The 24,043-nt window shown below is 71.3% G+C and carries 20 protein-coding genes and 1 pseudogene; 8 read left to right on the forward strand and 13 right to left on the reverse strand.

Translation table 11 applies throughout. The annotated features are described in order from the left end of the window. The first annotated feature begins 65 nt into the window (after nucleotides 1–65). The 4 genes from AB0M54_RS09430 (at nucleotide 66) to AB0M54_RS09445 (ending at nucleotide 2,951) form a co-directional block, all read left to right on the forward strand. Nucleotides 66–1,070, forward strand: a complete 1,005-nt coding sequence (locus AB0M54_RS09430) for a MerR family transcriptional regulator (RefSeq protein ID WP_364316387.1) — start codon at nucleotides 66–68, stop codon at nucleotides 1,068–1,070. A gap of 45 nt (nucleotides 1,071–1,115) precedes the next feature. Beyond that, nucleotides 1,116–1,457, forward strand: coding sequence for a hypothetical protein (locus AB0M54_RS09435; RefSeq protein ID WP_364316385.1), 342 nt, complete (start codon nucleotides 1,116–1,118; stop codon nucleotides 1,455–1,457). 1 nt (nucleotide 1,458) lies between these two features. Beyond that, on the forward strand, nucleotides 1,459–2,403 hold the full coding sequence (ligD, locus tag AB0M54_RS09440; protein WP_364470107.1) for a non-homologous end-joining DNA ligase: 945 nt from the start codon (nucleotides 1,459–1,461) through the stop codon (nucleotides 2,401–2,403). A gap of 95 nt (nucleotides 2,404–2,498) precedes the next feature. Continuing rightward, nucleotides 2,499–2,951: a hypothetical protein gene (locus AB0M54_RS09445; RefSeq protein WP_364470109.1), complete on the forward strand. Its 453-nt coding sequence runs from the start codon at nucleotides 2,499–2,501 to the stop codon at nucleotides 2,949–2,951. Here AB0M54_RS09445 and AB0M54_RS09450 read toward each other — a convergent pair. The 8 genes and pseudogenes from AB0M54_RS09450 to AB0M54_RS09485 form a co-directional block, all read right to left on the reverse strand. After that, nucleotides 2,916–3,767 (reverse strand): hypothetical protein, encoded by an 852-nt coding sequence (locus AB0M54_RS09450; RefSeq protein WP_364316378.1) that lies wholly within the window; start codon nucleotides 3,765–3,767, stop codon nucleotides 2,916–2,918. The two genes, AB0M54_RS09445 and AB0M54_RS09450, sit on opposite strands and share 36 nt — an antisense overlap. A gap of 122 nt (nucleotides 3,768–3,889) precedes the next feature. Next, a complete protein-coding gene (locus AB0M54_RS09455; protein WP_364316376.1) occupies nucleotides 3,890–4,111 on the reverse strand; it encodes a hypothetical protein in 222 nt (73 codons plus the stop codon). Then, nucleotides 4,108–7,125: an SUMF1/EgtB/PvdO family nonheme iron enzyme gene (locus AB0M54_RS09460; protein WP_364470111.1), complete on the reverse strand. Its 3,018-nt coding sequence runs from the start codon at nucleotides 7,123–7,125 to the stop codon at nucleotides 4,108–4,110. Before AB0M54_RS09460 ends, AB0M54_RS09455 begins: the two co-directional genes overlap by 4 nt. Continuing rightward, the gene (locus AB0M54_RS09465) at nucleotides 7,125–7,883 is read right to left on the reverse strand and encodes an SDR family oxidoreductase (protein WP_364470113.1); all 759 of its coding nucleotides are present in this window, start codon (nucleotides 7,881–7,883) and stop codon (nucleotides 7,125–7,127) included. Before AB0M54_RS09465 ends, AB0M54_RS09460 begins: the two co-directional genes overlap by 1 nt. An 88-nt stretch (nucleotides 7,884–7,971) precedes the next feature. Further along, nucleotides 7,972–8,634 carry an HAD hydrolase-like protein gene (locus AB0M54_RS09470; protein WP_364470115.1) on the reverse strand — a complete coding sequence of 221 codons (663 nt, stop codon included), beginning with the start codon at nucleotides 8,632–8,634 and terminating at the stop codon, nucleotides 7,972–7,974. A gap of 140 nt (nucleotides 8,635–8,774) precedes the next feature. Further along, nucleotides 8,775–12,962, reverse strand: a complete 4,188-nt coding sequence (locus AB0M54_RS09475) for a GH92 family glycosyl hydrolase (RefSeq protein ID WP_364470117.1) — start codon at nucleotides 12,960–12,962, stop codon at nucleotides 8,775–8,777. A gap of 124 nt (nucleotides 12,963–13,086) precedes the next feature. Next, a pseudogene (locus AB0M54_RS09480) lies at nucleotides 13,087–13,747 on the reverse strand (response regulator transcription factor). Next, nucleotides 13,744–14,871, reverse strand: a complete 1,128-nt coding sequence (locus tag AB0M54_RS09485) for a histidine kinase (RefSeq protein WP_364470119.1) — start codon at nucleotides 14,869–14,871, stop codon at nucleotides 13,744–13,746. Before AB0M54_RS09485 ends, AB0M54_RS09480 begins: the two are co-directional and overlap by 4 nt. Nucleotides 14,872–15,031: 160 nt before the next feature. Here AB0M54_RS09485 and AB0M54_RS09490 point away from each other — a divergent pair, with 160 nt between their 5' ends. Next, nucleotides 15,032–15,529: a hypothetical protein gene (locus tag AB0M54_RS09490; RefSeq protein ID WP_364317157.1), complete on the forward strand. Its 498-nt coding sequence runs from the start codon at nucleotides 15,032–15,034 to the stop codon at nucleotides 15,527–15,529. 95 nt (nucleotides 15,530–15,624) lie between these two features. Here the strand turns inward: AB0M54_RS09490 and AB0M54_RS09495 are convergent, their stop codons facing one another. Beyond that, nucleotides 15,625–16,749, reverse strand: a complete 1,125-nt coding sequence (locus AB0M54_RS09495; protein ID WP_364470121.1) for a HEAT repeat domain-containing protein — start codon at nucleotides 16,747–16,749, stop codon at nucleotides 15,625–15,627. Between the two features lie 65 nt (nucleotides 16,750–16,814). On the opposite strand from AB0M54_RS09495, the gene AB0M54_RS09500 reads away from it, so the two are divergent. After that, nucleotides 16,815–17,537 (forward strand): histidine phosphatase family protein, encoded by a 723-nt coding sequence (locus AB0M54_RS09500; protein ID WP_364316355.1) that lies wholly within the window; start codon nucleotides 16,815–16,817, stop codon nucleotides 17,535–17,537. Next, nucleotides 17,521–18,375 (forward strand): NAD(P)H-hydrate dehydratase, encoded by an 855-nt coding sequence (locus AB0M54_RS09505; protein WP_364316352.1) that lies wholly within the window; start codon nucleotides 17,521–17,523, stop codon nucleotides 18,373–18,375. Before AB0M54_RS09500 ends, AB0M54_RS09505 begins: the two co-directional genes overlap by 17 nt. A 5-nt stretch (nucleotides 18,376–18,380) precedes the next feature. Here the strand turns inward: AB0M54_RS09505 and AB0M54_RS09510 are convergent, their stop codons facing one another. The 3 genes from AB0M54_RS09510 to AB0M54_RS09520 form a co-directional block, all read right to left on the reverse strand. Beyond that, nucleotides 18,381–18,872 (reverse strand): anthrone oxygenase family protein, encoded by a 492-nt coding sequence (locus AB0M54_RS09510; protein WP_364470123.1) that lies wholly within the window; start codon nucleotides 18,870–18,872, stop codon nucleotides 18,381–18,383. Between the two features lie 85 nt (nucleotides 18,873–18,957). After that, the gene (locus AB0M54_RS09515) at nucleotides 18,958–19,902 is read right to left on the reverse strand and encodes a hypothetical protein (protein ID WP_364470125.1); all 945 of its coding nucleotides are present in this window, start codon (nucleotides 19,900–19,902) and stop codon (nucleotides 18,958–18,960) included. After that, entirely contained in the window at nucleotides 19,899–20,204 is a 306-nt protein-coding gene (locus AB0M54_RS09520) for a helix-turn-helix transcriptional regulator (protein WP_364316344.1), read from the reverse strand. Before AB0M54_RS09520 ends, AB0M54_RS09515 begins: the two co-directional genes overlap by 4 nt. 57 nt (nucleotides 20,205–20,261) lie before the next feature. On the opposite strand from AB0M54_RS09520, the gene AB0M54_RS09525 reads away from it, so the two are divergent. After that, entirely contained in the window at nucleotides 20,262–20,675 is a 414-nt protein-coding gene (locus AB0M54_RS09525) for a PPOX class F420-dependent oxidoreductase (RefSeq protein ID WP_364316341.1), read from the forward strand. A gap of 24 nt (nucleotides 20,676–20,699) precedes the next feature. Here AB0M54_RS09525 and AB0M54_RS09530 read toward each other — a convergent pair whose 3' ends face one another. Next, nucleotides 20,700–23,900 (reverse strand): GH92 family glycosyl hydrolase, encoded by a 3,201-nt coding sequence (locus AB0M54_RS09530; protein WP_364470127.1) that lies wholly within the window; start codon nucleotides 23,898–23,900, stop codon nucleotides 20,700–20,702. Nucleotides 23,901–24,043 lie beyond the last annotated feature (143 nt).

A 24,043-nucleotide genomic window follows, 5' to 3' on the forward strand; every position in this document is an offset into this window, starting at 1 on the left:
TTCCCGTTGGGTGAAGCCCCAGGCTTGCTCGTGCCGGTCACCAGGCCGGCACGAGGAGGGTACGAGTGGAGCTGCTGACGATCGGCGCGTTCGCCCGCGCCGCCGGGCTGAGCGCCAAGGCCCTGCGCCTGTACGACGAGCAGGGACTGCTCCGCCCGGCCGCGGTGGACGCGGTGACCGGATACCGGTTCTACGCCCCGGAACAGCTCGATCGGGCCCGGTTGATCGCCCGCCTGCGCAGGGTGGAGATGCCGCTCGCCCGTATCCGGGAACTGTGCGACCTGCCGCCCGCCGAGGTGGCGGAGGCGGTCGCGGCGTTCCGGTCCGGGCTCGAACGACGGGCCCATGAGGTCGACCTCCTCGTCGATTCGTTGAGAGGAACGACGATGACCACGCTGCGACTGAAGTCCGCCGCCCGCGACGCGATCGGGTCGGTGCGGGAGAGCCACGAAGATGTGGCGTACGCCGACGACACCGTGCTCGCCGTCGCCGACGGCCTGGGCGGGCGCCCGGACGGCCGCGACGCCTCGACATCCGCCGTCAACGCCCTGCGTGGCGGGATCAGCGACCTCGGGGACCTCGGGGACCGCATCGCCGCCGCGGCTCGGGAGATCAAGGCGATGGACGGCCCCGCCACCACCCTCACCGCGCTGGTCCGCTCCGGCGACCGGCTGCTGCTGGCCCACATCGGCGACTCCCGCGCCTATCTGCTGCGCAACGGCGAGATGTTCCGGCTCACCCAGGATCACTCGTACGTGCAGACGCTGGTCGACGCCGGGACGATCGCGCCGGGCGAGGCGGCCGGGCACCCCAAGCGCCCGGTGCTGGTCCGCGCGCTGGGCGCGACCGCCGACGAACCCGACCTGGGACAGCGCGCGATGCTGGCCGGCGACCGCTATCTGCTCTGCTCGGACGGCCTGTGGGCGGCCGTGCCACCGGCCGACCTGGCGGCGGCGCTGCCCGGCGGCGACCCGGCCGCCGCCGCCGACCGGCTCCTCGAGCTGGCCCACACGCACGGCGCCCCCGACAACGTCGCCGTGGTCGTCGCGGATGTGCTGGTCGCGGACTGATGACGAACCCTGCGGGCGGGGCCGCGCGCCCCTAGGCTGAACCCCGTGACGACGGTGGACGAGCAGCAGTCCGGGTTCGCCCTGCGGCTGGCCCAGGCGAAGGTCGAACCCCGGCGCGAGGTGGCCCGGCGGACCGAGGTGGTCCTCCGGGTCACCGCGGTCACCCTGGCCTGGCTGGTGACGATGGCGCTGCTGCTGGGCTGGAGCCTGGCCAGCCCCGGCCCGGCCGGCGCCGAACGCTACGCGGCCGCGCTGGTCGCCATCCTGCTGCCGTTCGTGGCCGCGGTCATCGCGGTCAGCAACCACCAGGGCCGGCTCGGCGGCCTCTACATCGTGCTCACCCTGGTGATGGTCTTCCCGGCGCTGGGCATCGCGGGGTGGGCCTGAGATGGAGCTCGAGGGCGTCAACCTCACCAACCTCGACCAGGAGATCTTCCCCGAGGCCGGGGTGACCAAGCGCGACCTGATCGACTACCTCGACGCGATGAGCGACCGCATCCTGCCGGTCCTCGCCGACCGCCCGCTGTCGGTGATCCGTGTCCTGCGCGGCCAGGACTCCTTCATGCAGAAGAACCTGCCCAAGTACACGCCCGACTGGGTGCGGCGGACCGAGGTGTGGGCCGAGGCCTCGCACCGCAACGTGAACTACGCCCTCTGCAACGACCGCCGCACCCTGCTGTGGTTCGGCAACCAGCGCGCCATCGAGTACCACCCGGCCCTGATGCTCGCCGGCCGCCACCACCCGACCCACCTGATCATGGACCTCGACCCGCCCGAGGGCGGCGCCTTCGCCCAGGTGATCGATGCTGCCCGCCTCGTCAAGCAGGTCCTCGACGACGCCGGGATGGGCCACGCCCTGAAGACCAGCGGCTCCAAGGGCGTGCACATGTTCGTCCCGCTGCCCGACGACGCCCCGGTCGAGGACGTGGCCGCCGCGACCCGGGCCATCGCCGCCCGCGCCGAACGCCTCGACCCGGCCCTGGCCACCACCGCGTTCATCCGCGAGGACCGCCACGGCAAGGTCTTCCTCGATTCGACCCGGGCCGGCGGCGCGACGGTCGTGGCGGCCTACAGCCCCCGCATCCGCCCCGGCGCCCCCGTGTCGTTCCCGCTCTCCTGGTCCGAACTGGACGGCGTCAAACCGTCCGACTTCACCATCAGGAACGCCGTCGAGCGCCTGGCCGACCGCGACCCGTGGGCCGACGCGATGCCGCCGCCGCAGCCGTTGGACGCCGGCCTGGTCGAAGAGGGCCACACCATCCCGATCGCCCGAGTGGCCGCCATGCACGAGGGCAAACGGCGCAAGGCCCAGGAGCGCAAGAAAACCTCCTAGAGTACGGGCCCACCAAGCCCCCGTCCCCGCTCCGCGACCGAGGCGGCTCGTCCGGGCCGTGCCGCGAATTCCGGGCTTGCCCGTATCCTCACGGCATGACCACCGAGTGGGGCAGCGTCTCGTCCTGGGTCAGCTCGCTGCTCACCGGGTCATCGCTGGTGATCGCCGCGTTCACCTACTACCGCGCGACCAAGGACCGCCGCCGAACCCTGGACGAGGCGGAACGCGCCCAAGCGGCCCGCGTGACCCTCTGGTGGTCGAACCCCCGCAAGGCACGGGTCCGCAACAGCAACGACGTCGCGGTGACCGTGCGAGCCGCTCTGCCGGACGACGAGGCCAGCTCCGACCCGCTCGGCCTCGGCCCAGGCGAGACCCGGGATCTGATGCTCTCCGTCGATCTGGAAGGCCGCTCCGGCGACCTCGCCCTGATCGTGATCGACTCGCACGGCCGAACCTGGATCCGCCGCGGCGACGGTGTCCTGGAACGACTCACACACGTGGGTTCGCCGCCGTCAGCGGGAACCCAGCTCCGATGGGAATTCCGCTGAGCCCGGGGAACGGCTGTTCAGCCACTCGACCTCCAGGGTCTTGCGGAGCTCAGCCAGGAACGGGACGGGCCGCGGCCGGGAGAAGATCTGCCGCCCGTACGCCACTCCGGACGCGCCCGCCTGGATCGCCTGGGTCGCCTTGACGATCGCCTCGGCCTCGTTGCTGAGGGACTCGCCGGCGATCAGCACCGGCACTCCCATGGCCGACTCCACGACCGTGCGGAACGAGTCGACCGTGCCTGTGTAGATCGTCTTGACCACGGTCGCGCCCAGCTCGATCACGGCTCGGACACCGTGTCGGACCAATGCGGCGAATTCCTCGGGACTCCGCTCCCGCAGCGCGAGATGGTTGTCGTCGACGCCCTGCGAGTCGAGGCCACGGGGATAGGCGAAGGCGACCACCGGCATCCCGAAGTTGTCCGCCTCGCTGACCCGCGTGCTGAGCATCGCCAGCTGCTCGGCCTGATAGGGCGAGGTCATGTTGACATGGCAGGCGATCGCGTCGGCACCGGCCCGCACCGCGTCAAGGACCGAGCCGACCGCCACCTTCCGGGTGTGGTCCACCAGGGTGGTGCTGGCGCTGAGATTCATCACAACGGGGAGTTCGAGGAGCTTCTCGTGGGCCGCGGCCACCGAACCTCGGAAGCCCAGGACGGCCGTGACGTTCTCGACGACGTCGGGCGTCAGCAGCGCGCGGACGTCGCGCAGATGGTCCTCGGGGCCGGAGATGAGGCCGTCATCCAGCGGAAGCCAGAGGGCCGGCCGGTCCCGCGGCACCAGCCTCCGGAGCCGCCGCTCCGCCCCGCCTACGACCACCTGAACCTCCGCTGACCGTCGCTACGCTAGGTGAAGGGCGACAGAATAGACCGCTTGGTCGGACTCCGCGTCCTTAGGTCTCCAACGAAGCACAACCGGGCCGATGACGCCCGATCTTCGGTTCAGCCCAACACGTCCGGGGTGTCGTAACGGACCAGGACCGCGAAGATCTCGTCCGCGTCCAGGGTCGCGCCGAGAGCCTCGAGCTTCCGGAGGATCTCCCGGTCGTCCGAGTCCTTGTCGTCGGCCAGCGCGACGATCTGGCCGATCGGATCGTCCGCGGTGGGCGGGCCGCCTCGTGACCGTTCGTCGCCGGGCCGCCCGGCGGTCGTGCCGCCACTCATGTCGGGCCCTCCGTGATCACGTAGCGGAATCCCATGTCGTCGTTCTGCGCGTCGACGTCGCCACGTCCACGGTAGGCGGGATGTGCACGCCAGCTGTCATGCCGCCACGAGCCGCCCTTCACGATCCGGCGGCTGTGATCGCCGGGGGCATAGAAGTCGAAGACCCACTCGAAGATGTTGCCCAGCATCTCCACCGCGAGCTGCCGATGGGCCTGCTCCCGGACGGCGAACGTCCCGACCGGCGTGGTCGCGGGCCAGCCCTGGTCGTGGGTGTTACCGAAGGCCGGGCCGAGGGCGTTCTCCACGTCCACGGTCCGGGTCAGACCCCAGGAGTGCAGGCAGGCCGCCTCCCACTCGTTCTCGCTGGGCAGCCGGACCGCGGCGCCCAGGCGCCGGCCGAGCCAGCGGCAGAACGCGTTCGCCTCGAACCAGGACACGCCGACCACCGGCTGGAGCCGGTTGCGCAGCGCTTTCTTGTGCCAGTACCGCGGAGCGGTGACCGGGCGGGCCTGCAGGGCGCGGGCGTAGTCGACGATCTCCGACTCGGCCATCGCTGCGAACCGGACCAGGGCCGCCGCCCCGGCCGGGGTCGCTTTCCTCTCCCGCAGCAGCCGGATCGCCTTGCCGGGATGGTCGAGCCGCAACCGTTTCTGCCGGCGGACCCAGTCGGCGACGAACTGCTCGACCGTCCGCCTGCGGGTCCGCCACTCCCAGCCCTCCGGCGACCACAGGCTCTGATCCTCGTAGCCGCCGTCGGCGACGAACCCCGCGTATTCGGTGTTGGACACCGGGAAGCGCGAGATCCGGAACGAGGGCAGCTCGATCGCCCGGACTTCGCTCGCGACACTGCGCGTGGCACTGGTGGCCTCGCCCCGCTGTCCCAGATGCCACAGCCCGGCCGGCACGAGCATGGTGGCCCCGCGGCCACCCTCGGCGGCCGACGGCAGCGTCCAGCCCAGGTCGCCGAGCGCGGCCAGGATGCCGGAGCGCGCCGCGGGGACGAACACCTCGTCCAGGTCGGCGCGCAGGCGGGCGACGATCCGGTCGGCCACCGAGGCGTCCGGCTCCCGGATCGAGAGGTAGACCCGCGCGGCGAGCACCGGATCGACCGCGAGCAGCCGGTCCGCCACCTCGATGCCGCGCAGCTGGGCCGAGAACTGGAAGAGCTCGTCGTAGCGGTGGTGGTAGTAGTTCGGCGGGGCGCCGGAGGGAACCCCGGTCGGTGAGATCGCCGACTGCCACCCACCCCGTTCCTGCTCGGCCAGTTGCACGATCTCCTCGAGCGAGCTGCCGACGGCCGCGAAGAGATGTTGCACCGACGGATGGCTGAACCGGATCTTGCCCCGATCGACCCGGAGCACATGCAGGTCCTTGGCCGTGTCGAGGGCTTCCTGCGGGTCGACCGCCTGGCCGTCGACCTGCTGGATCGCCCGGGCCAGCAGGTTGCCCGCGTCGCCCTGCGGGATCGCCAGCCGGGCCTGCCCGTTCGGCAGCGCCGGCAGGGAGAGCTCCCGGGCCAGCAAGCCGAGCCCGCGGATCAGCGGAATGGTCTCCAGCACCGGCCAGGGGTCCTCACCCGAGCGGGCGATCGCGTCCAGGCTGCTGGCCTGACGGCTGGGTATCAGCCGGCCGTGTGGGTTGTCCTGTTCCCATTCCCGCACGACCGCGGCGGAGAGGTCGACGCCGAACAGCCGGGCGCCGGTCGTCGCCACCCACGGTGTGCCGGACGAGAGGTAGGTCTGCAGGCGGAACGGGGTCGAGTACAGCTCGAGCAGGCCCGGATCGGCGTCGAAGGCCCGGGCCAGCCGGCGCGCCATGTCGATGTCGCGCTCGGCCGCGATGGCCAGGATGTCCGGCCTGGAGAGCGGCAGGATGGTGACGGCGGTGGGCGGCTGGTCGCGGGGCGCGCGCATCCGGATCACCTGATCGCGGGTCCGGCAGCTCACCACGACCTTCCCCGCGCCGCGCTCGAACAATTCGTGGATCACGTCCAGCCACTGGTGCATCCACTGCTCGAGGGCCAGCCCCCGGATGCCGCCCTCGTTCAGCCCGTCGAGCAGCACCGTCCCGCCGTCGCCGAGGAACTGGTCGAGGTCACACCAGCGGGCTACGTCGACGGCCGCCTTCCACCGCTGCCGCAGCCAGTCGAGCGAGATGTTCGGCTTCGCGGGTTGCTCGGCCAGCGCGACGTAGAACGTCGTCGGGGCGACGGCCCCCGCCGACCGCTGCCGGATCGAGCGGGACGCCGCGTGGGCGTCGTAGAACTTCAGCTGCAGGCTCTTACCGGAACTGGGCTCGCCGAGGAGCATGACCAGCGGCCGGGTCAGCGGGTCGTCGACGACGTCGTCCAGCGACAGCGGGCCGGTGAGCCCCACGGTGACGTCCTCCGGCCGGGCCAGCCGCATGTTGATGAAGGCGCGGCTGCGCTCGTGGGTGGTCCAGGCGGCCAGGCGCCGCAGGTCGTAGTCCAGGCCGCTGACCGCTCGGCCCGGCCGGCACAGCTCCTGCCACAGCGTCATGGTCACCGGGACGACGCGCGGGCCTACCGACCTGTTGAGGCGGTCGACCAGCGCCTCCCGGCTGTCCGCGACCGCGGCCTCGGGCGGGGGCTCCTCGGTGGGCAGCAGCATCGGCAGGGTGCTGAACACCGGACCGGTCGGCCGGACCAGGCTCATCAGGTCGCCGGCCACCTTGGCGAGGTCTCCGATCTGGCCGTTCCACCGCAGGCTCGCGTCCCGCGGCCAGCCCGCCGGGTTCCCGGTGTCCGAGCTGGGCTCCACCCCGACCGTCATCGTCGCGCGGTTGGCGAGATCGGTGAGCGCGGCCAGTTCCGTTCGGCGCAGCTCGCGACGGGTCAGCACGACCAGACACTCGATCAGCGTGTCCCGGTCGCCGTTCATGATCACCGCCTGCTGACCACCCTCGGACAGTCGCAGCCGCAACTCGTCCGCCGCGACGTGGCTCTCACCCCAGATCCCGAATCGAATGTTCCGCCCCGATCGCTCCGCGGTCATCAGACGATCTGCCCACCGTCGACCGGGATGGATACGCCGTTGACGAATCCGGCCTCGGCGCTCGCCAGGAATAGAACGGCGGCGGCGATCTCGCCGGCCGTCGCCATCCGGCCGAACGGGTTCCACGATCGGTATTCGTCGAGTACGTCGTCGACCGTCGAACCGCGCATTCCGGCGCGGATCTGGGCAATGCGATTGATCATGTCCGACTCGACCGCACTAGGGCAGATCTCGTTGCAGGTGACGCCGGTGCGGGCGTACTCCAGCGCCATCACCTTGGTCAACCCGCTCAGCGCGTGTTTGGACGCCACGTAAGGAGCCCGCCGGGTCGCGCCGCGCAGGCTGTAGATCGAGCCGATGTTGATGATCCGTCCCCATCCGCGGCGCAGCATGCCCGGGACGATCGCCTGGGCGAGCAGGAACGGGACGGTCACGTTGATCCGCAGCATGCGGTCCCAGACGGCCGGGTCGACCGCGTGTGACTCGTCCTCGGAGACGTTGATGCCCGCGCAATTGATCAGGACGTCGAAGTCGGCCGTCGGAAGCTCGAAATCGCGAGAAAAGTCGATCTTAAATGCGGTGGCGCCGAAAGTGTCCACAATCCGATCGGCGGCCCGGTCGTTGCGGAGATATTGAAAGGTGATCCGGTGACCGGCCTTGGCGAATGCGACGACCATGGCCTCGCCGAGAGTGCCGGTTCCACCGGTGACCAGCACTCGGAGTGGATTCGAGACCTCACTGCCGGCCGGACCCAGCATATCGCCTCCGACATGGACGACCGTCTATTGGAGACCGCGTCTCCCATAGCGCAGGGTAGTACTTCGCTCACGGAATCGGCTAGGGCGATCACCCTCGTCCGGCGGGGATCATTTGAGGGATCGCCGGAATGAGGTCGGCGGGATGGGCGCATACGGTCAGCGCGCCCGCCTCGATCAATTCAGCCGGCGCGGCGTATCCCCAGCCCGCGCCGACGCAGCCCAGACCGTGCGCCCGGGCGCCCTCGACGTCGAAGTGCCGGTCGCCGATCATGACCCCGGCCCTGCTGCCCACGCGGGTCAGCGCCTCGGCGATCACCGCCGCCTTGGTGGGGCGCTCCGCGCGGGGAGTGTCGCCGCAGACGTAGGTGATCAAATCGCCCCAGCCCTGCTTCTCGACGATCAACTCGGCCGCGGCCTCCTGCTTGCTGGTGGCCACGGCGAGCGTCAGACCGCGGTCGGCGAGGCGGCGCAGCACCGGGCCGATTCCGTCGTACGGGGTACTCAGCAGCCAGCCGGTGTCGGCGTAGATCCGCCGGTAGGCGAGCACGATCGCCTCGGTCGCGGCCTCGCCCACCAGCGGCGGCAGGCTGACGTAGAGCGGCGGCCCGAGCAGGTCACGGCCGAGACCCTGCTCAGGGACGGGCAGCCCCACCTCGGCGAACGCCGCGCGGAGGGATCCGAGGATGCCCGCTTCGGAATCCACCAGCGTGCCGTCGAGGTCGAGCAGGACGGAGTCGAGAGGCGCCTTCATCGGGTCATGGTCTCGCACCACTCACGCCCGGCGGGCGCGGCACGGCCTGGACGGGCCGCTCAGGTCGCGGAGTGGGGACGGAACGCGGGTGTGCCCGTACCCATGAAAAGCGGTACGGGCACACCCGATGTCGAACTACCTCAGAGCTTGGCGCACTGGCCCTGTCTGCTGCCGCTGACCCGGTTGGGCAGGCCGTTGTCGACCGGCGCCGGGTCGTTGCCGGAGCAGGTCAGCGTGCCGGTGATGCGGTTGGCGGCGATCACCGTGGCGGTGTTGTTGCGGCGGATGGTGACGGTGCCGCGGACGACTGAGTTCTCCACGCTGACCGGGCCCGAGTCGACCGCCTTGAGGGTGCCGGTGATCGTGCTGTTCAGGACGGAGAGGGTGCCCGCGCCGGTGGCGGTCACGTCGCCCTTGATCGTGGCGCCGTTGGTGTAGAGCGAGGCGCCGTCCTTGACCGTGATCGTGCCGTTGACGGTGGCGCCGGCCGTGAGGCAGGTGACGCCGGAACGGACGGTGAAGCCGCCGACGACCCGGTCACCGATCGTGGTGGTGCAGGCGGGCTTCGGCTTGCCGAGGAGTTCGACCTCGGCCAGCGCCGGAGTGCCGGCGGTCACCTCGAGGCGGTAGTAGGCGTACCGGCCGGGGCTGGCGATCTTGAACGGGCGGGTCTGCAGGCGCCAGTCGAAGGTCTGGCCGCTGCGCTCGTCCAGGGTCGTCCAGGTGGTTCCGTCGTACGAGCCCCGCAGCTTCCACGCCGCCGGGTCGCCCGCCGTGTTGCCGGACGTGAGCGTGTAGAAGGTGGCCTGCTCGCCGCCCGAGGCGAACTGGTACTGGAACGCGTTCCCGGCCAGGGTGGCCCGGGTGGCCGTGGTGTCGTCGACCAGGGCGGCCTCGGACGCGGTGCCCTTGCCCGGACCGGTCAGGTCACGCAGCGGATCGGCCACCGCGTCACCGGTGGTGATCGACGGCGGGGGCGATGACGCGCCCCACGACGACGGTTGCGAACCCATCTCGAAGTCCAGCGTCGCGCCGTCGGCGAGCAGGTCGTGAGGCAACGAGGTGGACGAATACTCAGAACCGTTCACCTTCAGCGACTGCACGTACACATTCGTCGCGGAATTCGAAGGCGCGTTGACGACGATCTTCTTGCCGTTCTCCAGGTTGACCGTGGCCTTGGTGAACAGCGGCGAGCCGATCGCGTACTGCGGGCTGCCCATCTGGAGCGGGTAGAAGCCCAGCGCGCCGAACACCTGCCAGGCGCTCATCTCGCCGTTGTCCTCGTCGCCGGGGTAGCCCTGGCCGATCTCGCTGCCCAGGTAGAGCCGGGACAGCGCCTCGCGGACCAGCTTCTGCGCCTTGTACGGCTGACCGGCGTAGTCGTACATGTAGATGATGTGGTGCGACGGCTGGTTGCTGTGGCCGTACTGGCCCATCCGCACGTCCCGCGCCTCGAGCATCTCGTGGATGACCGAGTTGTACGAGCCGCGCTTGGTGGCCGTCTCCGGCGTCGCGAAGAACGTGTCCAGCTTCTTCGCCAGCCCGGCCTTACCGCCGTACAGGTTGGCCAGGCCCTGCCCGTCCTGCGGCACGTGGAAGGCCATGTTCCAGCCGTCCGTCTCGGTGTAGTCGTAGCCCCACACCTCGGGGTCGTACTGCTGCGGGCCCTGCCGCCAGCCGCCGGCCGAGTTCTTGCCCTGGAAGAAGCCGACCGAGGGGTCGAACATGTTGACGTAGTTCAGCGCCCGGTTGCGGAAGTACTCCGCCTCCTCGTCGTGGCCCAGCGACGCCGCCATGTTGGCGATGCCGAAGTCGTTGATGTAACCATCCATCGCCCACGACATGGCCTCGCCGGTGGAGTCGCTCGGCGTGTAGCCCTTGAAGATCGAGGTGGCCATCCCCTTGCGCCCGACGTTGTTGTTGGGCGGGGTGACGGTCGCGTTCTTGAGCGCCGCCTCGTACGCCGCCTTCTGGTCGAACTTGATGCCCTTGAGCGACGCGTCGGCGAACGCGACGTCCGAGCTGGTGCCCACCATCAGGTCGGCGTAGCCCGGGGCCGACCAGCGGGAGATCCAGCCACCATCCTTGTACTGCTGGACGAAGCCGTCGACCATCTCACCGGCCTCGGACGGGGTGAACAGCGAGTAGGCCGGCCAGGTGGTGCGGTAGGTGTCCCAGAAGCCGTTGTTGACGAACACCTTGCCGTCCTTGACCGGGGCCCCGGTCTCGGTCGGCGTGCTGGGCGGGGTGGTGGTCGACGACTGCACCGCGTGCTTCCACACCGGAGCGCCGGCCGTGCCGGTGTTCTCGTGCGCCGAGTTCGGGAAGAGGAACAGCCGGTACAGGTTCGAGTAGAGCGTGGTGAGCTGGTCCGGCGACGCGCCCTCGACCTCGATGATGTGCATCTTCTGGTCCCACAGGGCGCGGGCCGCGGCGCTGACCGAGTCGACCGTGGCGTCGGCCGCCAGCTCCAGGTTCAGGTTCTTCTTGGCCTGGTCGACGCTGAGCAGCGAGGTGGCGACGCGCATGGACACGGTCTTGTCGATGGTGGTGTCGAACTTCAGGTAGCCGGTGGACGGCCGGTTGCCGCTGGGCAGCAGCCCGCTCGCGGTGACCGGGGCGTCGACGGTGCCGTAGACGAACATCCGGGTGACGCCGGCCGAGCCGTCGCCGCTGTTCACGTCGGACCAGCCGGAGAAGGTCCGGTTGGCGGCGTCGATGGTCAGGCCGGCGTCGCCGTCCACGTTGTCCAGGATCAGGTTCGAGCTGTTCCCGGTGAACGTGAAGTCGAAGATCGCGGCGTGGTCGGTCGGCGCGAACTCGGTCTTCATCCCGTTGTCGAAGGTGACGCCGTAGCCGTACGGCTTGGCCACCTCGTTCTCGTGCCCGAAGGCCAGCGCCCGCGCGGCCCGGTTCGCGTCCGGGGTGCCCGACGCCGCCGACGGCATCACCTGGAAGGTCTGCCGGTCACCCATCCACGGGCTGGGCTCGTGGCTGAGCGAGAACGCCTCGATGTTCGGCCGGTTGTTGGCGTCGTTGTCCCGGTGGTACTCGTACAGCCACCGGGTCGTGCCGGCGTCGGTCACCGGCGTCCAGAAGTTGAAGCCGTGCGGCACCGCGGTGGCCGGGTAGTTGTTGCCCCGCGAGAAGTCGCCGGACGCGTTGGTGCCGCGGCGGGTGTCGACGTAGTCGGACAGGTGATCTTTCGAAGCCGCCGGCGTGACGGGAGCGACCGAAATGTCGTCGAACCAGGCCTTGAACTGCGCGGGCCCGGCCGGCTTGTCGTAGCCGATCAGGATCCGGTCGACGGTCTTGCCCTCGGCGACCTGACCGATGCGGCTGTTGACGAGGTTCCACTGCTGCGTGTACAGCGTCTTCGACTCACCCTGCGCGGCCGGGCTGACCTTGACGCCGTGCTGGTCGACGGCGTTCAGCTGGGACAGGTAGGTGCCGTCGGTGAAGGCCAGGTCGACCGCGGTCCACGTGGCCGGGTTGCTCAGGTCGTCCTTGGTGTTCTCGGGGAAGACCAGGTAGGACAGTTCCGTGTCGGCGGTGACGGCCAGATCGACGTCGAAGACCTTGTTGTACGAGTACGCGCGCCCGGCCGCGGTGTGCCGCCCGGCGATCTGGAACGCCCGCAGCCCCGAGAAGCCCACGCCCGCCTTGGCGGTCGGCGAGCTGGTCGGGCCGGCGCCGATGTGGCTGACCATGAACGGCTCTGGCTCCGAGGTGGTGCCGTCGTTCAGCTCCCAGTCGGCGAGCTGGGTCAGGTTGCCGGACGGGTGGCCGGTGATGTTCAGCCGGTAGATCGAGAAGGGGCCCGGGGTCGCGATCTCGTACGTGTTGGTCACGTGCCGGTCGGCGAAGGTCTGCCCGGTCCGGGCGTCCACCGTGGTCCAGTCGGCGCCGTTGTTCGAGCCGAGGAGCTGCCAGTCCCGCGGGTCACGCTCGGGGGCGTCGTTGGCCGACGTCAGCGTGTACCGGATCGCCCGGGCCGGCGCGTCCAGCGCGTACTGGGCCCAGCTGGTCGGCGTGTCCACCAGCCATTTGGTCTCGGAATCGCCGTCGTTGAGGTTGTTCGCACCCTCGCTGGAGTTCGGCTGGGCGTTCGCGGTGATCGCGATGACACTGTCGCGCAGGCTGCCGGGCGGGCCGGAGCGGACCGGGCCGGAGACGCCGCTCGCCCGCGGGCCGTCCGCGCCGGTGTCCACCGTGTCCGACCAGGTCGGCTGCGGGTCGCCGGCCTCGAACGAGGACGCGAAGGGCGGGTCGGCGGCGTGCGCCGGGCTGCCGGTGGCCAGCGAGGCCAGCAGCGCTAAGGACGCCATGGCGGCGACCCGTCGAGCCGGTTGCATGCGGACTCCAAGAGGATGGTGGGGGCGGGCAATTAACACACCCGACACATCCTGACCGTCACCGACATCGATGCACAAGACCCTGATGACATCGATGTCAGCCGGGTGCCACCAGCCCGTCCTCATAGGCCAGGATGACCAGCTGCACCCGGTCCCGTACGCCCAGCTTGGCGATCGCCCGGGTGATGTGCGTCTTCGCGGTCAGCGGGCTGATCACCAGCTCGGCCGCGATCTGCTCGTTGGACAGCCCGGTCGCGACCAGCCGGACCACCTCCACCTCGCGGGCGGTGAGGGCGGCGAGCCGCTTGCCCGCCGGCCGGGTGGTCTTCCGGAGGCCGATCTGGGACACCACCCGGCGGGTCACCGACGGCGAGAGCAGCGCCTCCCCCGCCGCCACCACCCGCACCGCGTGCCGCAGCCCCCTCCGGGTCGACCTCCTTGGTCAGGAAGCCGCTGGCCCCGGCCTCCAGCGCCGCGAACACGTACTCGTCGGTCTCGAACGTGGTCAGGATGATCACCCGGCAGTCCCGCAGGCCGGGGTCGGCGACGATCCGCCGGGTGGCCTCGATGCCGTCCAGCCCCGGCATCCGGATGTCCATCAGCACCACGTCCGGCTTCGTCGCCTTCGTCGTCCGGACCGCCTCGTCGCCGGTCGACGCCTCGGCCACCACGGTGATCTCCCGGTCTCGCTTGAGCAGGCTGCGGAAGCCGGCGCGGACCAGCTGCTGATCGTCGGCGAGCAGGACGGTGATGGTCATGCGACCGGGCTCACCGGGATCGTCGCGCGTACCGCGAAGCCGCCGTCACCATCGCCGGCGAAGAAGACGCCGCCCAGCGCGGCCACCCGCTCGCGCATCCCCGGAATGCCGTGCCCGCTGGTGAAAGCCGAGCCGCCGCGCCCGTCGTCAACCACTTCCACCTGCACCTCCGTCGGTCGATAGTGCAGACTCACCGCGACCTTGGTCGCGCCCGCATGCCGCATCGTGTTGGTCAACGCCTCCTGCACCACCCGGTAGATCGCCGTCGCCACCGGCGCCGACACGTCCCGCCGGTCGCCATCCTCGGTCACCGACACCGCCAGGCCCGCGTCGCGCACCTGATCGGCGAGTCGTTCCAGCCCGCTCAGCTCACCGGCCGGCTGGTCGGTCCGCGCGCCGTCGCGCAGCACCTCGACCAGCGCGCGCAGGTCCAGCATGGCCCGGTTGCGAACATCCTGCGCCAGCCGCAACGCCTCACGGGCCTCGGCCCGGTCGTCGTCGAACGCGTCGATCGCCACGTTCAGGTGCACGCCCACCACGGCCAGCGTGTGCGAGACGACGTCGTGCAGGTCGCGGGCGATCTCCACCCGCTCCTCGGCCCGGCGCCGGCGAGCCGCCTGCTCCCGCTCGTGCTCGTCGGCGGCCATCCGGGCGGTCAGCTCGGCCCGCCAGCGCAGGTTGTTGCGGTACGCGGTGGTCGCCGCCAGCACCGCGACCAGGTACAGGGCCTCCGCCCCGACGTGGGTGACCGCCCAGCTCTGGCCGTGGTCGAGATCGACGAACGCGTCCCACTGCACGCCGTACAGCAGGGTCGCCCCCGCCGTGATGATCGCCGGGCGCAACCGCCCCGCGAGGACCAGCGCCACGAACGCCGCCGTGGCCGGCCAGGCCCAGCCCGCGCCGAGCAGATCGGACCCGCGCATCGCGACCACGAAGGCGACCGACACGATCGTGATCACCAGCGGCCACCGCCGCGCGAACAGAGCCAGGACGGCAAGCCAGGCGGCCAGCGTCAGGGTCATCGTGTTGTCGATCGTCGCGCCGGTCAGGGCCACCCCCACCGGCACCCCGATGAGCGTCAGCGCCGCCGCCGTCAGGTCGAGTCTTGTGATGCGTTTTCTCATGCCGCCGACGCTAGGGATCCACCGGCGCCCCGCGCGTCGTCCGCCTGCGGTCACCTGCCGATCCTCCATCCGGAGCAGTAACTGCACCGATCGCAGTACGAATAGTTAAGGTGGCGTAGTGACCGCTGCCGATCTTCTCGCCACCTCGGGCCGCTTCCCCATGCGCCCCGGGCTGACCGAGCCGGAGCTGACCGCCGCCGAGGACGAGTTCGGTTTCACCTTCGCCGACGATCATCGCGCATTCCTGGCCGCCGGGCTGCCCTTCGGCCGCGGCTGGCCGGACTGGCGCGACGGCGACCGCGCCGCCCTCCGCGACCGGCTGGCCCTGCCGGTCGAGGGCGTCCTGTTCGACGTGTCCCAGAACGACTTCTGGTACGACGGCTGGGGCCCGCGCCCCGCCGCCGAGGACGCCGCGCTCAACGCCGCCCGCGCCGGCCTGTTCACCGCCCCGCGGATGATTCCCGTCTACGCCCACCGCTACCTCCCGGCCGGCCGAGGCACCAGCGGCCACCCGGTCCTGTCCATCTACCAGACCGACGTCATCTGCTACGGCAACAACCTCGAAGACTTCCTCCACCGCGAGTTCGGCATCGGCCCCGGCGCCGGCGGCGAACCGGCCCGCCCGACGGTCACCTTCTGGAGCCGGCTCGTCCTCTGAACCCTTTTCCGGTACGGGCACACCAGAGCCCCCGTCCCCGCTCCGCGGGCCAGGCGGCCCGTCACGCTGGTTGCCGCGACCGCCGGGCGTGCGACTCACCTCCGGCTCAACTCCCGTGCCGCCGTCTCGCGGACCCGCGCATCGGGATCACCGGCCAGCCGCTCCAGGACGGTTGTCACGTCGTCCGGGGCGAGATGCCGCACCACCACGGCCACCCGCATCCGGACGTCCGCCTCAGGATCACCGGCCAGGTCCGCGACCAGTCCCGCCCAGCGAGCCGACCCGTCAGCCGCCGTGGCCAGCCCGCTGAGCGTGGCCGCCCGCACCTCCGGATCCTCGTGCCGGGCCAGCTCCGTGACCTGCGAGCCGGCCTTGGCCAGGGCCTTCGCCACCTGCACCCGCGCCCGCGAGTCGGTCGCCGAGGCCAGCTCGGCGAGGAGCGCGTCGATGGCGGCCGGTCCGCCGATCGTGCCGAGCGAGTCACGCGCCCGGTCGCGCACCTGGCTGTCGTCATCACGGAGCAGGCGCAGCAGGGCGGGAATCGCCTCCGCCCCACCGAGCCGTCCGAGCGCATAGGCGGCGAGAGCCCGAACCCGGGCCACCGGATCGGTCGCGGTGGAAGCGACCGCACCGACCGCGTCCGCACGGCCGGACCCACCGAGCCGAGTGATCGCTGCGCGGCGTACCCCCTCATCCACATCGCGCACCGCAACCGTCAGAACCTCGAGGAACCGGCTACCGGAGATCTCCTCGACCGCGCCGAGCCGCACCGCCGGGTCGGGATGACGGGTGGCCGTCGCCAGAAGATCACCGTCCCGCTCGTCAGCGACGAGCGGCAACGCGCCCAGGCCGATCCGGCGCTGCTCGGGGTCGTCGCTCCCGGCCAGCCCCAGAACGATGGCCCGCGCGGCGACCGGATCCGCGGCCAGCGCTTCGGCCACCGAGGACCGCAGGCCGTCCTGATCGTCGCCGAGGTCACGGTCGGCCGCCCGGAGCAGGGCCGGCAGGGCCGCCGCGCCCTCGGCGCCGACCATCAGCTCGGCCATCAGGTCGCGCCCGTAGACGTTCTCCTCATCGAGGAAGCGGTCGAGCGCCTCGCGCACCCGCGCGAGATCTCCGTCGAACGAGCCGAGCAACCGCCGGACGTCGTCGTGGTCGAGCTCGTCCTCGAGATTCGCATGCCGGATCACCGCGTCGAGCACCGCGTCGTTGTCGGTCACCCCGCGATTATTCCGCCCAGGGTGGGTAAACCGGGTACCGGGAGTCGTGACGGAAGGGGCGTTCCTTGGCGGTCGAGCGGCTGGAGTGGCTGGCGGTGGTGCGGCATGGGCAGAGCACCGGCAACGTCATCGCCGAGCAGGCGGAACGGGACGGGCTCGAGGCGATCGACATTCCGGAGCGGGACGCCGACGTGCCGTTGTCGGAGCACGGGCTCGAGCAGGCCGAGGCGGTCGGGCGATGGCTGGCCGAGCGGCCGCTGGACGTGGCGATCGTGTCGCCGTACCTGCGGGCGCGGCAGACCGCCGCGACGGCCCTGCACGGGTCGGGCGTACCCGTCGTCGTGGACGAACGACTCCGGGACCGTGAGCTGGGCGTCCTCGACCTGCTGACCGGGGCCGGGGTGCGGGCTCGGCTACCGGACGAGGCGGCCCGGCGAACGCGGCTGGGCAAGTTCTACTACCGGCCGCCGGGCGGTGAGTCCTGGGCCGACGTGCTGCTGCGGCTGCGGGCCCTGCTGCGCGAGGTGCGGGAGGACCACCCGGACGGCCGGGTGGTGCTGTTCGCCCACGAGGCGACCGTGCTGCTGGTCCGCTATCTGGCCGAGGAGCTGAGCGAGGCCGACCTGATGGCCGTGGCACACGGGACGGCCGTGGCGAACTGCTCGGTCAGCAGCTGGCGCCGCGCCGGCGACCGGTTGCGACCGGAGGTCTTCAACCACGTCGAGCACCTGCACCGGGCAGGCGCCGCACCGACACGCCAGGAGAACGTCAATGCCGAACCGGCCTGAGGAAGAGGTCATCACCCCCGGCCTGCTTCGGGGGTGGCCACTCCCCGACCCGCAGGGCGGCAAGAAGTCCCGGGGCACCGTCCTGGTGGTCGGCGGCTCCCGCTTCACGCCCGGCGCGGTGCTGCTGGCCGGTGTGGCCGCGCTGCGGGCCGGCGCCGGCGTGCTGCAGCTGGCGGTCGACGGCGAGACCGCGGCGGCGCTGAGCATCGCCGTGCCCGAGGCCAAGGTGGTCAGCCTGCCGGCCAAGGACGCCGAGCTGCCCGGCGAGTTGCGTGAGCTGGCCGAGGCGGCCGACGTGCTGGCCATCGGCCCGGGCCTGGACGACATCGACGAGACCACCCGCCTGATGCGCGAGCTGCTGTCCGTCGCCGACAAGGAGGCGTCGATCGTTCTGGACGCGTACGCCCTCGGCGCCCTGAGCAATCAGCCCGACGTGCTCGACGGCCGCGCCCAGCGGGTCGTGCTCACCCCGAACCTCACCGAGGCCGGCCATCTGCTCGGCCGGGAGCCGGGCGACGACCTGGCCACCGCCGCCCGGGCCGTGGCCTCCGAACACCAGGCCGTGGTCTCGTTGCACAGCCACGTGGCCGCCCCCGACGGCCGGAGCTGGCGCGAGGAGAGCGGCGACGCCGGGCTGGGCACCTCGGGCAGCGGCGACGTGCTGGCCGGGGTGATCGCCGGTCTGCTCGGCCGGGGCGCCGAGCCGGAGCAGGCGGCGTGCTGGGGCGCCCACGTGCACGCGGTGAGCGGCCAGCGGCTGATCCCCCGGCACGGCCGCACCGGCTTCCTTGCCCGCGAACTCGTCGACGAGGTGGCCCGAACCATCATGACGATCTGAGCGCCCTAGCCGGCCTGGCCCCGGGCGACCAGCGCCCAGCACAGGGCCCCGAAGGCGACCGTGGTCGCGATCGTGCGCACCAGGTTCCAGGCCAGCCACCGCGCCTCGTCGAAGCGCTCGCGAACAAGAGCCAGGTCGGCGATCCGGTCGGGGTCGCCGGCGGCCTTGAGGGCGTCGTTCATGGGCACGTTGACGGCCATCGTGATCACCACGACGACCAGGTAGAGAACCAGGGCCCCGACGATCCACGGCGAGAGGGTACGGCCGGGGTTGAGGATCGCCGCGGCCACGGTGAGCAGCAGCGCGCCGAGGAAGCTGAGCATGAACCAGGGGTTGATGATGGCCCGGTCGATGGCCTGGAACGCGCCGACGAAGGTGCGGTCGTCGGCGCGCGCCAGGCCCGCCATGACGGTGTGCTGGTAGAGGCCGAAGACGCCGGCGGTCAGGCCGGTCGTCATCGTCGCGGCGATCAGGACGGTCACCCGAAGTGCGAACATGCGACCAGTCAACCGATCCGCACCCGCCGCCGGCCATCGCTGAGACGCTGCGCCCCATACGCGAGACGCTCGCCCGGTGGGCGCGTCAGGCTGAACGGAGGGCGGGCGCGGCGGCCCGGGGGCGGGCGAGGATCAGCGCCACGGCGATCGCGGCCAGGCCCAGGACGGTCAGCTGGTAGTAGGTCTGGTTCACGGCCAGATAGCCCTGGAGGCCGACCGCGCGCACCAGGTCGAGGGACGGCCCGAAGCCGGTGACCAGGCCGCCCATGCCGACCGGGTCGACCACGGTCAGGTAGTAGGCCAGCGACCAGGTGAACATCGCCGACGGGGCCAGCAGCGCGATCAGGCCGGTCAGCCCGAGCACGGTCGCGGCGGTCCGGCGGCGGCCGGCGGTGATGCGGTGGGCGGCGTACGCGGCGAGGAGCCAGCCGGCCAGCATGCCGAGCAGGGCCCCGCCGAGGGCCAGCCACCCGTACGAGGCGGGACGGGCGGGCCAGCCGGCGACCTGGAGCATCGAGGTCGGGGCGTCGTAGGCGTGGACGCTCAGCTCGACGCCGCCGGTCGCGGCCCGGAAGTGGCCGGCGGTGACCGGGCCGGTGGTCCAGCCGGCGGCGGCCAGGCGCCGGCGGGTCCGCTCGGCGACGTCGGCGGGCACGGCGCCGGGCGGGAGCGTGTCGGCGACGGTCAGGTAGGTGTCGCCGTCGTTGAGCATCGCCGACGGGCCGACCGCCGGCATGGCCTGGCCGGCCAGGGTTCGGGCGTCGGGCAGGGCGGCGTACCCGAAGGTGCCCGCGAACGACCCGGCCGCCGCGCCCACCGCGCCGCCGATGACCAGGGCCAGCACCGCCGCGAGCACCGCGACCGGACGCGCGGCGGGCAGGCGGAACCGTTCGCGCAGACCGTCGAGCACCACGTGCCACAGGTCGGCCCGGGACGGCGTACCCATCTCCATCAGGGTGGTCATCAGCTCGGTGCCGTGGCGGCGGCGGAAGCGGGCGGGATAGGCGGCGAGGAGCAGCGTCTGGTTCATGCCAGACCCAGGTTCCGCTCGGCGGCGACCGCATGGCGCCGGAGGCGGGCGGCCTGGGTGGTGAGCGCGGCGGCCCCGGTGTCGGTGAGCCGGTAGTAGCGCCGCAGCCGCCCGTCGACGGCTTCCTCGCGGTCGACGACCACGAGTTCCTGCTCGGCGAGCCGGTCGAGGGCGCCGTACAGCGTGCCGGGCCGCAGCTTCACCTCGCCGTCGGAGAGGACGGAGACGGCCTGGACGATGCCGTAGCCGTGCAGCGGTTCGGCCGCGAGCGCGGTGAGGATGAGGAACGTGGATTCATGCACGGCGGAGACAGTACGTCGCGCGAGATATATCGTCAAGCGTACTAATAGGCTGACGGCATGGATCTGTGGGACGTGATCGCGGGGTCGCACGAGGGAACGCTGGCGACGATCAAGAAGGACGGCCGGCCGCAGCTCTCGGACGTCTCGTACCTGGGCGAAGACCACCTCATCCGCATCTCGACCCGCGTTCCGCTGGCCAAGGTGCACAACCTCAAGCGCGACCCGCGGGCCAGCCTGCACACCAAGGCGACCACGGGACACGGCTACGCGGTGGCCGAGGCGACGGCGACGTGGACCGAGCCCGCGAGAAGCATCGACGACGCCACCGTCGAGGAGCTGGTCGAGGTCTATCGCAGGATCCAGGGCGAGCACCCGGACTGGGACGAGTACCGGCGCGTGATGGTCGCGGACGAGCGGATCGTGCTGCGCCTGCACGTGGAGCGCGTCTACGGCTGGGTGCTGGGGGCCTGATGGCCCCAGCACGACAGGTTCGGCCTACTGAAGGGTCAGCGCGTAGACGTTCAGCCGTGAATCGTCCGGCAGGGTCACCGACCGGATCGACTTGCCGGCGGAGACGGGCACGCGCAGGCCGAAGAGGCTGACCGGCGGCCCGTCCACGCCCTGCCCGGCCTTGATCCGGTGCGGCATGGCCAGGACCGCCGACGTGCCGGCGGTCGGCGAGCCGCACCAGTCGGCCACCGTGATGGTCTGCGTCTCGGATGTCCCGTCCGCGTAGCCGATGGTCAGCGCCCCGCTCACCGGCCCGTTGTGGGTGGTGGCGACGACGTTGAGTGACGAGTACGACCCGGCCGGCAGCACCAGCGACTGACCGGTGGCCGTCACGAAGTTCTCGGCCGTACCCGTCGGGTCGGGAGCCTGATAACCGACGCCGTCCCAGGTGACCGGGCCGGCGGCGGGCAGCAGGGCGGCGTCGAAGCTCCAGCCGCCGGTGTCGAAGTTGCCCTCGTCCGGCGAGGCGACGGTGGCCGTGCCGTCCCGGGTCAGCTCCGGCGTGAGGTCGAGCGCGCAGGCGGTGCCGGCCACGCAGGACAGCGCCGGCCGGATCACGACGTTTCCGGTGAGAGCAACCTCATCGACCTTGACCGAGATGGGGTACGAGCCCTCGGCCACGCCGGTGGGGACCTTCACGGTGACGGTGGCGGTGGCCGAGACCGGCAGATTCGACGAGACCAGGTACGGAAGCTGCTTGGGTTTGACGGTGACCTTCCAACCGGCCGGGCCGGTGGCGGTGACCGTCGGCCGGATCGTGGCCGGGGCCTGCGCCACGATGTCCACCGTGAACGACGTGGTGCCGCCCGAGGGCAGCGCGGCCGTGGCCGGGCGCAGCGACGCGTCGACGTGCCGGCGGGTGTCGAGAGGCGCCTGGTTCACCGACGGCGGCTCGGCGTTCTTGCCGGTTCCCCAGCCCGACGGCGTGGCGCCGAGCGTGTGCTTGATCGTGCCGCCCTTGGCCACGCTGTCCCAGGTCACCCAGTTCTTGGTGAGGGTGGTGTGGTTGAGGTGGACGTGCTGGATGTAGCGGTTGGCGTCGGACGCGCCGGGTGCGGTGATCGACAGCGTGCCCTCGCCGGTGCGCACGGTGGCGCCGGGGAACTGCGGGCTGGAGACGGCCAGGAAGTTGGCGCCGCTCATCGTCGGGTAGAGCCCGAGCGACGAGAAGACGTACCAGGCGCTCATCGTGCCCAGGTCGTCGTTGCCGGTCATGCCGTCGGGGCCGGTGGTGAAGAGCGTCATCGCGGCGCGGACCACGGTCGCGGCCTTCGCCGGGGCGCCGGCCCAGTGGTACATGTAGGGCGCGAGCAGGTCGGGCTCGTTGTTCGGGTTGTACGTGGGCTTCTCGTAGTAGTCGTACGGCGCCGCGATCCAGTCGTTGCGGGCGGTGCCGGCGGGGTCGGTGAGCAGCTTGTCGTAGACGAAGAAGTCGTCCAGCCGCTTCTCGGTCTTCTTCCGGCCGCCCATCAGCGCCACCAGCCCGGACGGGTCCTGCGGCGCCAGCCACTGGTACTGGTACGCCCCGCCCTCGTGGAACTGCTCGGCGGCGTGCACCGGGTCGTACGGGGTGAGCCAGGTCCCGTCGACCGTGCGCGGGCGGAACTGCTTGGTGCCCTTGTCCCACAGGTTGCGGTACCACTGGCCGCGCCCGGCGAGCAGCGTCGCGTCCCCGGTCTTGCCGAGCCCGGCGGCCATCAGCGCGAGCGAGGCGTCGGCGGCGGCATATTCGAGGGTCGCCGAGGCCGGGTGCACGCAGTCGTTGTCGCCGCCCTTGTGCACGCAGTCGGTGCCCAGCTTCAGCCCGGACGGGATGTAGCCGCGGTCGGCATAGAACGCCACGCCGGTGCGCCCGTTGTAGGGCGACTCCGCGGGCGGCTGCGAGACCGCGTTGGCGCGAAGCAGCGCGTACGCCTCCTCCTCGTGCCCGGCCAGCAGCCCCTTCGACCAGGCCTCGACCAGGAACGGGGTGACCGGGTCGCCGGTCATGATGTTGGTCTCGCTGTTGGCCAGCGCCCAGCGCGGCAGCCACCCGCCGTCGCGCCCGATGGCCACCACCGACAGCGCCACGTCCCGGGCCACGTCCGGCGCGATCAGCTCCAGCAGCTGGTTCTGCGGCCGGTAGGTGTCCCACAGCGAGAAGTTCTGGTACGGCGTGTAGCCGTCGGCGGTGTGCACCGTGCGGTCGAAGCCGACGTACCGGCCGTCCACGTCGCCGGCCACGTTCGGGTGCAGCAGGGAGTGGTACAGCGCCGTGTAGAAGGCGGCGCGGCGGTCACCCGTACCCCCGTCGATCTTGATCCGGTCGAGCTCGTCCACCCACCGGGCGCGCAGCGCGGCCCGCGCCTGGTCGAAGTCGTAGGACCCCGCGGTCTCGGCGGCCAGGTTCTTCCGCGCGCCCTCCGGGCCGGTGTACGAGAGACCGACCTTGACCACCACATCCCGGTCGGTGGCGGCGTCGAAGGTGACGTACGCCCCGTTTCCGCCCTCGCCGGCCGCATCCCGGCTGCCCGGCGCGATCGTTCCGCCGCGCCAGGAGCCGAACGTGGCGAACGGCCGGTCGAAGCTGGCCGTGAAGTACACCGTGTGGTCGTCCTTGCCGGCGCAGAAGTTGCCGGCGTTGACCCGGCCCTCGACGGTGCGGTCGCCGACCACGTGGATCTCCGAGCCGAACACGTTCTGGTTCGCCTTGCCGGTGTTGAACAGCACGTTGGCCCGGTCGGTGTCCGGGAACGTGTAGCGCTGCCAGCCGGTGCGGGCGGTGGCCGTCAACTCCGCGTCGATGTCGTAGCGGGACAGCCCGACCCGGTAGTAGCCGGGTGACGCCTGCTCGTCGTCGTGGGAGAACGCCGACTTGTACGCATTGTGATCGGAGGACGTCACCGCGCCGGTGGTCGGCATGATCGGCAGCTCGCCGGCCACACCGCAGCCGACGCCGCTGAGGTGGGTCTGGCTGAAGCCGTGGATGGCGTCGGCGGTGTAGTCGTACCCGCCCTGCCCGCCGGTGTCCGGGCTGACCTGGACCATGCCGAACGGCGCGGCCGCGCCGGGGAACGTGTTGCCGAAGTTCTGCGTGCCGACGAACGGGTGGACGAGGTCCACGGGCGCCGGGTCGGCGGCCGCCGCCGGTGACGCGGACGCGAAGGGCAGCAGCAGGACGGCGGTCACCAGCAGACGGCGGATCATCGACATACCTCCATGACGAGAGCGTGACAACGTTGTCACCAACAAATGACAGATGTCAATGGGCAACCGTTTTGCACCCGGCGGAAGCGTCGTCACCCTCCGGAATCACTCAAGGACGCCGCCCAGGTTCCGATCTCGTCCTG

This window comes from Actinoplanes sp. NPDC051470, assembly GCF_040682035.1.
In the GTDB taxonomy this organism is placed as follows: domain Bacteria; phylum Actinomycetota; class Actinomycetes; order Mycobacteriales; family Micromonosporaceae; genus Actinoplanes.